Annotated in this window: 11 protein-coding genes; 9 read left to right on the top strand and 2 right to left on the bottom strand. The window is 58.0% G+C overall.

Annotation, left to right across the window (positions count from 1 at the left end; all coding sequences use genetic code 11):
- Positions 1–148: 148 nt before the first annotated feature.
- Positions 149–373: a DUF1127 domain-containing protein gene (locus AC2FLG_RS13215; RefSeq protein WP_142635057.1), complete on the bottom strand. Its 225-nt coding sequence runs from the start codon at positions 371–373 to the stop codon at positions 149–151.
- A gap of 917 nt (positions 374–1,290) precedes the next feature.
- Between AC2FLG_RS13215 and mraZ the strand changes: the two genes are divergently transcribed.
- The 9 genes from mraZ (at position 1,291) to AC2FLG_RS13170 (ending at position 10,933) form a co-directional block, all read left to right on the top strand.
- Positions 1,291–1,758, top strand: coding sequence for a division/cell wall cluster transcriptional repressor MraZ (mraZ, locus tag AC2FLG_RS13210; protein ID WP_496706545.1), 468 nt, complete (start codon positions 1,291–1,293; stop codon positions 1,756–1,758).
- Between the two features lie 4 nt (positions 1,759–1,762).
- Positions 1,763–2,755 carry a 16S rRNA (cytosine(1402)-N(4))-methyltransferase RsmH gene (rsmH, locus tag AC2FLG_RS13205; protein ID WP_496706729.1) on the top strand — a complete coding sequence of 331 codons (993 nt, stop codon included), beginning with the start codon at positions 1,763–1,765 and terminating at the stop codon, positions 2,753–2,755.
- The gene (gene ftsL / locus AC2FLG_RS13200) at positions 2,752–3,120 is read left to right on the top strand and encodes a cell division protein FtsL (RefSeq protein WP_142635053.1); all 369 of its coding nucleotides are present in this window, start codon (positions 2,752–2,754) and stop codon (positions 3,118–3,120) included. The genes rsmH and ftsL overlap by 4 nt, the downstream gene beginning before the upstream one ends.
- Positions 3,117–4,904, top strand: coding sequence for a peptidoglycan D,D-transpeptidase FtsI family protein (locus AC2FLG_RS13195; protein ID WP_496690904.1), 1,788 nt, complete (start codon positions 3,117–3,119; stop codon positions 4,902–4,904). Before ftsL ends, AC2FLG_RS13195 begins: the two co-directional genes overlap by 4 nt.
- 21 nt (positions 4,905–4,925) lie before the next feature.
- Positions 4,926–6,407, top strand: a complete 1,482-nt coding sequence (locus AC2FLG_RS13190) for a UDP-N-acetylmuramoyl-L-alanyl-D-glutamate--2,6-diaminopimelate ligase (RefSeq protein WP_496706544.1) — start codon at positions 4,926–4,928, stop codon at positions 6,405–6,407.
- The gene (locus AC2FLG_RS13185) at positions 6,404–7,798 is read left to right on the top strand and encodes a UDP-N-acetylmuramoyl-tripeptide--D-alanyl-D-alanine ligase (protein ID WP_496706542.1); all 1,395 of its coding nucleotides are present in this window, start codon (positions 6,404–6,406) and stop codon (positions 7,796–7,798) included. The genes AC2FLG_RS13190 and AC2FLG_RS13185 overlap by 4 nt, the downstream gene beginning before the upstream one ends.
- A 24-nt stretch (positions 7,799–7,822) precedes the next feature.
- Entirely contained in the window at positions 7,823–8,905 is a 1,083-nt protein-coding gene (mraY, locus tag AC2FLG_RS13180) for a phospho-N-acetylmuramoyl-pentapeptide-transferase (RefSeq protein ID WP_282021459.1), read from the top strand.
- 147 nt (positions 8,906–9,052) lie between these two features.
- Complete coding sequence (murD, locus tag AC2FLG_RS13175) at positions 9,053–10,447, top strand: UDP-N-acetylmuramoyl-L-alanine--D-glutamate ligase (protein WP_496706540.1); 1,395 nt, start codon at positions 9,053–9,055, stop codon at positions 10,445–10,447.
- Between the two features lie 111 nt (positions 10,448–10,558).
- Positions 10,559–10,933, top strand: a complete 375-nt coding sequence (locus AC2FLG_RS13170; protein WP_246097157.1) for a glycine zipper family protein — start codon at positions 10,559–10,561, stop codon at positions 10,931–10,933.
- A gap of 22 nt (positions 10,934–10,955) precedes the next feature.
- Here the strand turns inward: AC2FLG_RS13170 and AC2FLG_RS13165 are convergent, their stop codons facing one another.
- Positions 10,956–12,137: a BaiN/RdsA family NAD(P)/FAD-dependent oxidoreductase gene (locus AC2FLG_RS13165; RefSeq protein WP_496706539.1), complete on the bottom strand. Its 1,182-nt coding sequence runs from the start codon at positions 12,135–12,137 to the stop codon at positions 10,956–10,958.
- Positions 12,138–12,588: the final 451 nt, after the last annotated feature.

The following is a 12,588-nucleotide window of genomic DNA, read 5'->3' as shown; positions in this document are numbered from 1 at the left end:
AGGGCAGGGAGGAGGAGAGCCCCGATGTATCTGCTTCCGGCGTTCAGGGCCGGTATAAAAGGCGGCAACGTCAGGGAGGAGGAGAGACGTTGCCGCAGATTACAGACCCAAGGGAGGAGTAGGGTCTGATCTCTGTATTGCTGTGCGCTTAACGCGCGAATTGTTCTTCTGCGGCCTGCATTGCCAGCCGACGGATCATTGAGCGGTGCAGGCCCAGATCGGCCAACTCGCGATCGGACAGCTCGGACAGTTCGTTAACCGTCTGGCGGTAGGCCCGATAGCGTGCAAACCGGGTCTTTGCGGTTTCGATCATCGAAGCCAGGCCGAATGCCGGAGCGCTTCTCAGAGCGGTTTGTTGTGTTGCTACACCCATCTGCGTAACCCGTTTCGTATGTTGGTGCCGAAGTGTTTCGGCGTTTGCTTGAGGATGAAAATAAGCAAATGCTGCGATTGCACAATAGTTGACGTCGTCAATGCTGCTATGCAGCAAATGCATGGATATCAAAGAGTTGAATGTTGGCAATCGAATATGCCTTAAAAATATGGGTTTGAGTTGCGCCAAGGGTGTCGCTTCTAATGCGGTTCCACTGAAAACCATAGGATCGTGACGTAAGGTCCGATTGCTTCGGTACGGTTATCGAAGAAGCCGAATGGCTGTGGTCGTGCGTATATGGGAAATCGTGGGTTCAGGTGGTTTTTAGTAACTTGGGAGTGCGTGGGAACCGAGCCACCTTTGTTGATTCGTAGTTTGGAATGGAGGATTTGCTGGCTCTATCTACAGGGAATCGATGAAAGTGAAAAAAGTTGGGAATTCATGGGACGCTTATAATTTCTCTGATTTGTCTATATATGGTTGCTTTTGGGTGGTTGTGTTCTAATTCTGGTGTGTAAATAGAGTTTCCATTCATTTTCTTATCGAGTACATTGTGAGTTGGGACGTGAATGTGAGAAATTTTCTGTTGATTTCCATGAATTCCCATGTCATCCCTTAGTTATCCGATGAGGACGAGGCACATGGGGCGCTAAACGACCCCGAACCAATAAAATCAGGTTTCATACAGGCATCTCGCTTTCATCAATCAAGAGATCCGGCGCGCGGGCGAGCAGACATCCCCCCAGGTGGCGCGCGCAGCTGGACATCCCGCAAAGCGGGTCAATGCGGCGGGTTGATCAGTGGCAGCAGATCAACCCGCCGTTTTAATTCTGGGGGGAGTGAGAATTTCAAGTGGGGCGCAAGCGAAAGGGACAGTCGTCTTGGCGCGCAGGTTTAGAGGTGAAAGCCACCATAAGGTGGACACGAAGGGCAGGGTCTCGATCCCGGCCTCGTTTCGCCGTGTGCTTGAAGCTTCTGATCCCAACTGGCAGCCCGGTGACAATCCCGAACTTGTAATTGTTTATGGCGACCACCGGCGCAAATTCCTTGAATGCTATACCATGCAGGCGATTGACGAAGTTGACGCCAAGATTGATGCGCTTCCACGGGGTTCAATGCAGCGGAAGACATTGCAGCGCATGTTCCACGGACAATCCTTTCCGACAAACGTGGATGAGACCGGGCGTCTGGTTCTACCCGCCAAGCTGCGCCGCAAGATTGACCTAGAGGGTGAAGCCTTCTTTATTGCCGCTGGCGACACGTTCCAGATCTGGAAGCCTGAAACCTACGAGTCTGATGAATTGGCGGCCGCCGAGGAATGGCTGGATGATCAACCCGAGGATTTCGATCCTTTGGTGTTCCTAGATGGCGTCGGGGACGCGTGACGGCATGGCCGGTGCGCAAACCTCTTCTGACAAACCACATATTCCGGTATTATTGCGCCCTTTGCTGGCTGCGGTCTCTCCGGTGTCGGGTGTTTGGTTGGACGGAACCTTTGGTGCCGGAGGATATACCCGTGGCCTGCTCGAGGCAGGCGCGGACAAGGTCGTCGGCGTTGATCGTGATCCGCTGGCCTTTGAAATGGCTGCGGACTGGGCCAAGGGCTATGGTGATCGGCTGGTGATGCAGCCCGGCGTCTTTTCGCGTCTGGACGAATACGCGCAGGACTTGGACGGGGTGGTGCTGGACCTTGGGGTTTCCTCCATGCAGCTGGATTTGGCCGAGCGTGGCTTTTCCTTTATGAAGGACGGCCCGCTGGACATGCGCATGAGCCAGGACGGCGAAAGCGCGGCTGATCTGGTCAACACTGCAAGCGAAGCGCAGCTCGCCGACATCCTGTTTCACTATGGTGAAGAACGCGCCAGCAGGCGAATTGCCAGGGCTATCGTAAAGGCGCGGGCGGAAGAGCCGATCACAACCACTTTGCGGTTGGTGGGGCTTGTCGAATCCTGTCTGCCCAGGCCCAAACCCGGTCAATCGCATCCCGCGACACGCAGCTTTCAGGGGCTGCGCATCGCGGTGAATGCAGAATATGAAGAATTGTTCCAGGGCCTGATGGCCGCTGAGCGCGCGCTGAAACCGGGCGGGCAGCTGGCTGTTGTGACATTCCATTCGATCGAAGATCGCATGGTAAAGCGGTTCTTTCAGTCGCGGGCGGGCAAAACCGGCCGGGCCAATCGCTATGCGCCCGAAATTGAGCAGGACCTGCCGCAATTTACGCTTAAAACCCGTAAGGCGGTGGGGCCGGACGATCAGGAATTGCAGGAAAATCCGCGTTCGCGCTCAGCCAAGCTGCGTGTTGCTGTGCGCACCGAGGCTCCGGCAGGGGAAATTGAAGCCCGTGCCATTGGGATGCCGCAACTAGGGGGAAGGGCAAAATGAAGAGTGTATTGTATGTGTTGACTGCCTTGGCCGTGTTCGGGGTGGCCCTTTGGGCGTATCAAGAGAACTACCGCACCCAGCAAGTTGTGAAAGAAACGCAAACACTGCAACGAGAGATCGGCGTGGCACAGGTCCGACTGGCCGTTCTGAATGCGGAATGGGCTTATTTGAACCGTCCTGATCGTCTTCGAGAGCTGGCGGATCTGAATTTTGAACGTCTCGGCCTGCTGCCCTTGCGAGCAGAGCAGTTCGGACGCGCGGATCAGGTTGCCTATGCCGAGGATCCGGATCTTCCGATTGTCGATCCCATCGAATTGCAGGCGATAACCAACATTAAGGCGTTGGGAGAGGTGCAGTTCCCATGACGCGCACGCCCCTCCGCCCTCTGGCCCGTGTCCTGGATGCGCGCGCACGCGGTGAAAACCCCAAGGTTATCGAGCGCGAAAACATCCAGAAGCGCCATGAAGATATGAAGGACAGGGCCCGCGCTCGGGCCGAGGGCCGTTTGCTGGTGCTGGGTCTTTTCTTCTTTTGCGCCTTCTCGGTGGTTGGCGTTCGGATGGGGATGCTTGCGACATCCGAGGCGCAAGAGCCCTTGGCCAACGCCCCCGGTGCCACAATCGCGATGCAGCGCGCCAATATTGTTGACCGCGAAGGGCGCATTCTGGCGACCAACCTGGACACCTATTCCGTCTATGCCCAGCCGCCGTTGATGATCGATCCGATTGCCGCCGCGGATCAACTGGTGGCAATCTTCCCGGATTTGGAAAAAGAGCGTCTGATCAAGGATTTCACCGGCAACCGCAAGTTCCTGTGGATCAAAAAGCGTATCTCGCCCGAGCAGAAGCAAGCCGTGCATGACATCGGTGATCCAGGTATTCTGTTTGGCCCCCGCGAAATGCGCCTTTACCCGAATGGCAAGCTGGCAGCACATATCCTTGGCGGGTCAGGTTTTGGGCGTGAAGGCGTGAGCGCTGCCGAGGTGATAGGCGTGGCCGGGATTGAAAAGCAGTTCGACGATTATCTGCGGGACCCTGCCAACGGAAACAAGCCGCTGCAACTCTCGCTGGATCTGACTGTACAGGCCGCTGTCGAACAGGTGCTTTTTGGTGGCATGAAGATCATGAACGCCAAAGGCGCCTCAGCCGTTTTGATGGATGCGCATACGGGCGAGGTCATCTCGGCGGCGTCGCTGCCATCCTTTGATCCCAATGATCGCCCGCGCCCCCCGACCTCGGGGTTCGATCCATCGGACAGCCCCTTGTTCAACCGCTATGTGCAGGGCGTGTACGAGTTGGGATCGGTGTTCAAGATATTCACCGCCGCGCAGGCAATTCAGCTTGGTCTGGTGAATTCTGAAACGATCATCGACACCTCGGGTCCGATGAAAATCGGTCGTTTTCCGATTGGTGAGTTCAACGGCAAGAATTACGGCAAGATCAGCGTGGCGGATGTGATCGTCCACAGCTCGAACCGGGGTACTGGGCGTCTGGCGCTGCAAATTGGCGCGCAGCGGCAACAGGAATTCCTGCGTTCGCTGGGCATGTTCGAACCGACCCCGTTCGAGATTGTCGAAGCAAAAGGTGGTGAGCCGCTCAAGCCCAAGAAATGGGGTGAGCTGAGCACAGTGACCATTTCTTATGGCCATGGCTTGTCGACCAGCCCGATGCATCTGGCGGCGGGATATGCGGCGATTGCCAATGGCGGGTATTATGTCAGCCCAACCATTCTGCGCCGGAGCGGGTCACAATATGGCCCGCGCGTGATGTCGCTGGGGGCGGCGACGCAGGCGCAGAAGATGCTGCGCAAGGTTGTCACCGATGGCACCGCCAGCTTTGGCGATGTCGCGGGGTATGACGTGGCAGGTAAAACCGGTACGGCAGACAAACCGAAACCGCGCGGTGGGTACTATGATGACAAAGTCATCGCCACTTTCGCCACGATCTTCCCGGCCTATGATCCGAAATACGTGCTGATCGTCACGCTGGATGAACCTTCCATCGTGGCCTATGGCGAAAAGCGCCGGACGGCGGGGTGGACAGCCGTCCCTGTGGCGGCAGAATTGATCGGACGGATCGCGCCCTTGCTGGGTCTGCGCCCCCGGCTTGAGCCTGAGGCGCGCGCTGCTATAACGCTGACCTCGAATTAGGCGTCCGGCGAAAGGTGGGTCATGGGCACTAGGACAAAGAAACTCAGCCAACTGGCCCTGACCGCGCGTGCGGGTGCAAACCCTGAGATTACCGGGTTGGCCGTTGATAGCCGCGAGGTCAAAGACGGTTATCTGTTTGCGGCACTTCCGGGAACGCGGGTCCATGGCGCAGAGTTCATTCAATATGCTCTGCGCATGGGGGCCGCCGCAATCCTCACCGATGCCGAAGGGGTCGAGGTCGCAGCGGATGTGCTTGCGGGGTCGGATGCCGCGCTGGTGGTGGTTGAAGACCCAAGGCAGGCGCTGGCAGGATGCGCAGCACTGTGGTTCGGAAAGCAGCCTCAAACCATCGTGGCTGTGACGGGGACCAATGGTAAAACCTCTGTCGCGACCTTTGTCCGCCAAATCTGGATGGAACTGGGTCATGCGGCCGTCAACCTGGGCACAACCGGGGTCGAGGGCGCATGGACTGCCCCTCTGGCGCATACAACGCCCGAACCGATCACCCTGCATCGGTGTTTGGCCGAGGCGGCTGAGAACGGTGTGACACATGCCGCGATGGAGGCATCCTCGCATGGTCTCGAGCAGCGCCGCCTCGACGGGGTACAGTTGGCGGCAGCGGGTTTCTCGAATTTCACCCAGGATCATCTGGATTATCACGAAACCTTCGAGGCGTATTTTGCCGCCAAAGCAGGACTTTTCGACCGCGTGTTGCCTCAGGACGGCACGGTTGTGGTCAACATGAGCGATCCAAAGGGTGGGCAGGTTCGTCGTATCGCTGAAACCCGCGGGCAAAATGTGCTGACCGTTGGATTGGGTGATGCAGATCTGTGTCTGCTCAATCAGCGCTTTGATGCAACCGGGCAGGATCTGCGGTTTTCGTGGCAGGGTAAGGTGTATCAGACCCGATTGAACCTGATCGGTGGGTTCCAGGCTGAAAACATCCTGCTGGCATGTGGGCTGGTGATCGCTGGTGGCGAAGATCCCACGCGTGTTTTCGAGACCCTGCCGCATCTGACGACGGTCCGGGGACGGATGCAACTGGCTGCGACGCGTGAAAACGGGGCTGCTGTGTTTGTCGATTACGCCCATACGCCAGATGCTGTGGCCACGGCACTCAAGGCTTTGCGCCCTCATGTTATGGGCCGGCTGATTGCCGTCATCGGTGCCGGCGGAGATCGTGATGCGACCAAGCGCCCGCTGATGGGCAAGGCTGCGACCAATAACGCTGATGTGGTATTTGTCACCGACGACAATCCCCGCACCGAAGACCCGGCCACCATTCGTACTGCGGTGATGCTGGGCGCGCCCGAGGCGACCGAGGTGGGTGATCGTGCCGAAGCCATCCTGCGCGGCATAGATGCCCTGCAACCGGGTGATGCGCTGCTGATCGCCGGTAAAGGGCACGAGACAGGACAGATCGTGGGCGATCAGGTTTTACCTTTCGACGACGTAGAACAGGCCAGCATCAGCGTGGCCGCCCTCGATGGGAGGGTGGCATGACGCTCTGGACTGCGGCTGAGGCTGTTGCGGCCACTGGCGGGCGTGCCACCGCCGATTGGCAGGTCAATGGCGTATCCATCGACACCCGCACATTGCAGCCCGGAGATCTGTTTGTTGCGCTGAAGGCGGTGCGCGACGGTCACGATTTTGTGGCGCAAGCGCTTGAGAAGGGCGCAGGCGCAGCGCTGGTCTCGCAGATACCCGAAGGCGTTTCCCCGGACGCGCCGTTACTGATCGTCGAGGACGTGCAGACCGGGCTTGAGGCGCTGGGACAGGCGGCTCGTGCCCGGACAGAGGCGCGCGTGGTCGGTGTAACCGGCAGCGTCGGCAAGACATCGACCAAAGAAATGCTGGTCAACATCTTGGAAATGCATGGAAAAACACATGCCAGCGTTGCCAGCTACAACAACCACTGGGGTGTGCCGCTGACGCTGGCGCGGATGCCGCGCGATACCGAATTCGCTGTGATCGAGATCGGGATGAATCATCCCGGAGAGATTGCTCCGCTGGCGCGTCAGGCCCGCCCGCATGTGGCCTTGGTTACCACCGTCGCGGCAGTCCATCTGGAAGCATTCGAGTCCGTCGCAGGTATAGCCCAAGAGAAAGCAGCGATATTTGAAGGGTTACTCCCAGGCGGCGCGGCCATCGTAAATGCGGATATCGAACATGCCGACATCCTGCGCCAATACGCAACTCAGGCTGGGGCAGGGATTGTCGACTTTGGACGCGCTGCGTCAGATTACGTGCTGACCGGAGTTGTGCAGAAACCGGACTCGGTCCATGCAACGGCCAGGGTCGACGGAAAAGCCATCTCCTTTGATGTGCAATCAGCAGGCACTCATTTTGCCATGAATGCACTTGGGGCATTGGCGGCCTGCGTTGAACTTGGTGTCGACCTGAACGAAGCCATCGCAGGCTTGGGCAACTGGTTGCCGGTAAAAGGTCGCGGCGTTCGCGAGCAGATTTCACTGGCGGATGGTGATCAGGTCGAATTGCTGGACGACAGCTATAACGCCAATCCAACTTCGATGGAGGCTGCCTTGGAAGTTTTGGCCGCCTCACAGGGCAGGCGTCGGATCGCATTTCTGGGTGATATGAAAGAGCTGGGCGCACAAGAGATCCCCATGCATGCAGCGATGGCAAATGTCGCGGCTATGACGCAGATGGATCAGGTTCACTGCATTGGCCCGCTTATGAAAGCGCTTTACGATGCGTTGCCAGCGGAAAAGCGCGGACTTTGGTTTGAGACCAGCGTTGAGATGGCTGAACGGCTGCCAGAGCTGATCTGCGCAGGCGACACTGTTCTTGCCAAAGGATCACTCAGCATGGCGCTGGCGCGAATTGTTGACGGTTTGCGGGAAATGGGGCAAGGGGACGCGCTTGAGCCATGATCGCCGCACGGGAAAGGTATTGATATGCTCTATTGGTTGACCGGCCTGTCGGACGGAGGGGATTTTTTCAATCTCTTCCGGTACATCACGTTCCGGGCGGGCGGTGCCTTTATGACAGCGCTGATTTTCGGGTTTATCTTTGGCAAACCGCTGATCAATGTTCTGCGCCGCAAGCAGGGCAAAGGGCAACCGATCCGGGATGATGGCCCCGAGGGGCACTTCTCCAAAGCGGGCACGCCGACCATGGGCGGCTTGCTGATCGTAGGCGCGCTTGTCACATCGACACTGGTTTGGGCACGGTGGGACAACCCCTATGTCTGGATGGTCTTATTCGTGACGCTGGCCTATGCCGCCATTGGGTTTGCAGATGACTATGCCAAGGTCTCCAAGCAAAACACCAAAGGTGTTTCGGGGAAAATGCGGTTAGGACTTGGTGTGGTTATCGCAGTTCTTGCGTCTATTTGGGCCACGATGCACCACCCTGAGGCGCTGCAGAATCAGCTTGCTGTGCCGGTATTCAAAGACACGCTGCTCAATCTGGGGATATTCTACATTCCCTTCGCGATTGTCGTGATCGTTGGGTCAGCAAATGCGGTGAACCTGACCGATGGGCTGGACGGGCTGGCGATCATGCCCGCAATGATCGCCGCATCGACCCTGGGGATTATCGCCTATGCAGTGGGCCGGGTCGACTTCACTGAGTATCTGGATGTGCATTACGTGCCCGGAACCGGCGAAATCTTTATTTTCACCTCGGCCCTGTTCGGTGCTGGCCTTGGGTTTCTATGGTATAACGCGCCGCCTGCGGCCGTGTTCATGGGCGATACTGGATCGCTTGCCTTGGGCGGCGCTTTGGGAGCGATTGCGGTGGCCACCAAACACGAATTGGTGTTGGCTGTCGTCGGAGGTCTGTTCGTGGTCGAAGCGCTGAGCGTGATCATCCAAGTGCTGTATTTCAAACGCACAGGTCGTCGCGTGTTTCTGATGGCCCCGATCCATCATCACTATGAGAAGAAGGGCTGGGCCGAGCCCACCATCGTGATCCGGTTCTGGATCATCTCACTGATCCTGGCGATGATTGGGCTTGCGACGCTGAAGGTCCGGTAGGCTCCCGCCAGATTCGGAGGACAGCCGGCCCGCCGCCTCCTGTTGGGCCGGGCTCGCGCTGCGCACGAACCTGCTGTCGATCTTGCCAATGGCAGGTTCATCTGTGCAGTGTGTCGGCGCATTTGAAGTCGAAAGAAGGTGGGAAATATGATCCCGGTCAAAGGGTTTTCAGGACAGAAAGTTGCGGTTCTGGGGCTGGGTCGGTCTGGCCTGACCACGGCGCGCGCCTTGCGGGCCGGTAAGGCCGAACCCGTCTGCTGGGATGATAATCCGGCTGCACGCGCGGCGGCCGAAGCCGAAGGGTTCACATGCTGCGATCTAGGCCGTCACGGGGCGTTTGATGATGTCGCCACTCTGATCGTGTCGCCGGGGATCCCCCATCTGTACCCAGAGCCTAACCCGGTTGTGGCGGCCGCGCTTGAGGCCGGGGTACCGGTGGATAACGATATCGGTTTGTTTTTCCGCTCGTTCGCCGGGCCAGAATGGGACAATCTCGATACTCCGCCCCGCGTGGTCGCGGTGACCGGGTCGAACGGGAAATCAACCACCGCCGCACTTATCCATCATATCCTGACCGAAGCTGGCCGTGAGGCACAGCTGGCGGGGAATATCGGCCGAGGCGTATTGGACATTGATCCGGGGGGCAATGGCTCGGTCGTGGTGTTGGAGTTGTCGAGTTATCAGACAGAGCTTGCGCGGTCGCTGACACCTGATGTGGCCGTTTTCACCAATCTGTCACCGGATCATCTGGATCGTCACGGTGGCTTGGGGGGCTATTTCGCCGCCAAGCGCCGTCTGTTTGCCGAAGGTGGCCCTGACCGTGCCGTGATCGGCGTGGATGAAGACGAAGGCGCCTTTCTGGCTGGTCAGCTGGCCGAAGCGCCAACGGATGACCGGGTGATCCGTATCTCGGTTGCCCGCAAGTTGACCGGACCCGGATGGCAGGTATTTGCGCGCAAAGGGTTCCTGTCGGAGTATCGCAAGGGGCGACAGGCGGGGTCGATTGACTTGCGCGAGATCAAAGGTCTGCCCGGTGCACATAATCACCAGAATGCCTGTGCCGCCTACGCCACGTGCCGCGCGTTGGGGTTGGCCCCTCGGATCATTCAGGATGCTTTGCACAGCTATCCGGGCCTGCCGCATCGCAGTCAGATCATCGCCGAAGCGGATGGGGTCACCTATGTGAACGATTCAAAGGCGACCAATGTCGACAGCGCAGTAAAGGCGTTGAACGCGTTCAAGAAGGTCCGCTGGATCTGTGGCGGGCTTGAGAAAGAGGGCGGGTTGTCTGCACTCAACTCAGCCAGTGAACATGTGCTCAAGGCTTATGTGATCGGGCGCGAAGCTGCCGGATTTGCAATGCAGTTACAGGCAGATACCCTGGTTTGCACCACAATGGCAGAAGCCGTTGAACAGGCAATGAACGACGCGCAGTCGGGCGAGACGATTTTGCTGGCCCCTGCCGCAGCCAGTTTTGATCAATATGACAATTTCGAACAACGCGGTGAGGATTTTGCCGAACAGGTTCGCAATCGGCTTTAGGATACGCCATTTGCAATAGATCGCCGGTTGGGCCAAGCTGAGATGCTATCAGCTTGACGCGCCATATTTTTTGGTTTTGCTACCCGTCAAATTCAACACGAGGTTATGACTATGCCATATCGTAAGTTTTCCCTGATCCTGCCTGCCATTCTGATTGCGGGTGCCTGCACCAACACTGGCGCAAACTACCAGCCGATCATCGATGGTCCGGTTGGCCCTAATTACAACGTTGATCTGCAGCAGTGCCAACAGCTTGCGGCATCGCAGGCATCTGTTGATGGCACCACGGCCGGGAATGCAGCCATCGGCGCCGTTGGCGCAGCCGCAGTGACCGGGATCGTACAGGACAGCAGCGATAATCTGGGCCGTGCTGCAGTTGCAGGTGCGTTGGTTGGCGCCGGTGCGGATGTGATCAACAAGAACCAGAACAAAGAAGTGTTGGTGCGTAACTGCATGCGTGGCCGTGGGTACAACGTCGTCGGCTAGTGCCGCGCAAATACCGTGTCGGCTAACCACGACTGGCGATTGCAGTTCCAGCGGCATGGCCTGAGGACCATGCCCATTGGAAATTGTACCCGCCCAGCCAACCGGTGACATCCACCGCTTCACCTATCGCATAGAGGCCGGGGACATCCCTGGCCTCCATCGTTTTTGACGACAGATCATCGGTGTCGATGCCGCCCAGCGTGACCTCGGCGGTGCGATAGCCTTCGGTCCCGGACGGGGTCAGATGCCAGTTCGACAGGGCCTCGACCAGGTCCGAAAGGGCGGTGTCCGATTGGTCGGCCAAATTGCCTTGCATGGGAATGTGTTGGCTCAGGAAATCGACCAATCGCGCGGGTAACTGCCGGGAAAGTTCAGTAGTCAGGGCTTTGCGTCCGCTGTTTTGGCGCTGATCTCTCAGCAGGTCGAACAGTGGCATATCCTGGATCAGGTTGACTCGGATCGCCTCACCCTCGCGCCAGTATGAGGATAGTTGCAGCGCAGCTGGTCCGCTGAGGCCGCGATGGGTGAAAAGCAAAGCCTCGTCAAAGCTGGTCCGGTCGTTCGACAGCCGCGTCGGCAGCGAGACACCGGACAGGTCCTTGAACCTGCCATCGGAAAAGGTGAACGGCACCAGAGCCGCGCGTGTCTCGGTCATCCGCAATCCAAACTGGTGCGCGATGTCATAAGCCAGACCCGTCGCCCCCATTTTAGGGATCGACTTGCCACCCGTGGCCAGAACCAGATTGGTGCAGGTCAGGGCATGACGCTGCCCCTCGCGTTCAACCGTCAGCGCGAAACCAGTGTCGGTTTTGCACAGGTCCTTCATCTCGGTCCTTACCCACAGCTCGGCCCCGGCTCGCTCTGTTTCATCCAGCAACATTTGGATGATCTGTTTCGAGGAACCGTCGCAGAACAGCTGTCCCAGTGTTTTCTCGTGCCAAGCGATGTCATGACGCCCGACCATTTCAATGAAATCCCACTGCGTGTAGCGCGCCAATGCGGACTTACAGAAATGCGGGTTCTGAGACAGGAAGTTGCCCGGCCCTGCATACATATTGGTGAAATTGCACCGCCCGCCGCCCGATATGCGGATTTTCTCACCCGGCGCCTTCGCGTGATCGATCACCAGAACGCGCCCAACGCAATGGGCGGCACACATCAAGCCAGCAGCACCGGCGCCCAGGATGATCGTATCATAAGTCATGCGCGGGGGATGGCGTGGAATGGCTGGGATGGCAAGGGGGAGACGTGAAAACGCGCTGCAAACGTCCGTCCGTGACTGTGGCTCCGTCCTCTGATTGGTTTGGGAAATTGGAATGAAATTGGCAGTTGGAACATTTGTGATATAGGCCGGAATACCATGTGCCAGAATACGCCTGACAAGAAAGCTCAATTTGACGCACTGCACAGGGGGGCGGTTCAGTGATCACGCGCATTTCTCAAGTCACAGTTCGACTGGGAAAAAGGCTGAATTGGTCGAATCCAGAAGGATAAAGCACTACGATCTTGTTCCCTAGGTGATCCGAACGCCCGGTACGGGAAGCCCTGAAGCGGATCACTGGCTTGAAGGCGCCAATTTCCCCCTGTCGCGGCGTCATTCCACTAGCCCAAACGCTAAAACCCCTGTAGAGTCGCACGTAGACCCCGAAAACGGG

Source organism: Ruegeria sp. CDSA193, assembly GCF_059611885.1.
Note: the sequence above shows the minus strand (reverse complement) of the source record. Positions and strands in the feature narration are given on the sequence as shown.